Genomic DNA, 1,101 nt, shown 5'->3' with positions numbered 1-1,101 from the left:
CTCCCGGGGCCCGCAGGTCACCGGACCTACGGCTCCCCGCGGCCCGCCGCCGCTCCGGTTACCGGTCTCATCGCCGCCTGCCGGACAGTGGCCTGCTGAGACCGACCGGCAGCGACCCGCCGAGGCCCCCGGCCGGGCTCAGCGGGTGTCGGCGAGGCGGTCGAGGAGTTCGGTGAGGCGCTTGGTGACCGTGGAGCGGTCGCCGTCGGTGAGGGCCGAGCCCATGCCGACCGCGACCGCGCCGGCTGCGACCCAGTCGGGCGCCGCGCTGACCGTTATGCCGCCGATGGGCAGGAGCGCGGCCTGCGGGATGATCGCGCGGACGTCCAGCACCCAGCCCGGGGTGTAGGCGGTGGCCGGGTAGAGGGTGAGCGCGTCGGCGCCGAGTTCCATCGCACGGACCACCTCGGTGGGCGTGGCGACGCCCGGGAAGACCGGCACACCGTAGCGGTGGCCGGTGCGCAGCACCGCCTCGTCGAGGTTGGGCGACAGCAGGAAGCGCGCGCCGGCCTCGATCGCCATCCGCGCGGAGACCTCGTCGAGCACGGTGCCCGCGCCGATCACGGCGTCGTCGCCGACCTCGCGGACCAGCGTGGTGACGGCTTCGAGGGCGAACGGCGTGGTGAGGGAGATCTCCAAGGTGGTCAGCCCGGCCGACAACAGCGTGTCCGCGGTCGCGGCGGCCTGGTCGTAGCTCTCGCTGCGGATGGTGGCGAATACCCGCTGGGCCAGTGCGGCCCGGGTGATCTCCCAGCGGTACACGGCAGTCGGTCCACCTTCCGGCGTGGGTGCCGCGCGCGGGTCGTGCGGCACTGCGGGATACACGTGATCCAGACGCTACCTGCCGGGCGGTGCCGCGATGGGTGCCGGCGGGTGAGCTGTCACCGCACCGTGACATGAGGGGGGCATGAGACCCGAGGTGCGGGGCGGTCCGACCGCGCCCGCGCCCCGCCCGCGCGGCGGCGGGACCGCGAACAACCCGCGCACCGCGGGCCCGTTGGGCCGTACCCCGCACGGCCTTCGCCTGCCGTCCGCGCACACCCTCGCCTGCCGCGCACGCGCCCCGCGCCCGACCACGCCACGCCCCGCACCGCACCGCAC

Annotated in this window: 1 protein-coding gene and 1 pseudogene; one reads left to right on the top strand and one right to left on the bottom strand. The window is 75.7% G+C overall.

The window, feature by feature from the left end:
- Nucleotides 1–138: 138 nt before the first annotated feature.
- Nucleotides 139–762, bottom strand: a complete 624-nt coding sequence (locus AC13HU_RS37530; protein WP_483046481.1) for a bifunctional 4-hydroxy-2-oxoglutarate aldolase/2-dehydro-3-deoxy-phosphogluconate aldolase — start codon at nt 760–762, stop codon at nt 139–141.
- Between the two features lie 145 nt (nt 763–907).
- Here AC13HU_RS37530 and AC13HU_RS37525 point away from each other — a divergent pair.
- Nucleotides 908–1,101, top strand: a pseudogene (locus tag AC13HU_RS37525) (hypothetical protein); the annotation flags it as partial.

The sequence above is a fragment of the Streptomyces sp. NH27 genome (assembly GCF_056859195.1).
This window is presented reverse-complemented; position numbering and strand designations above follow the sequence as displayed.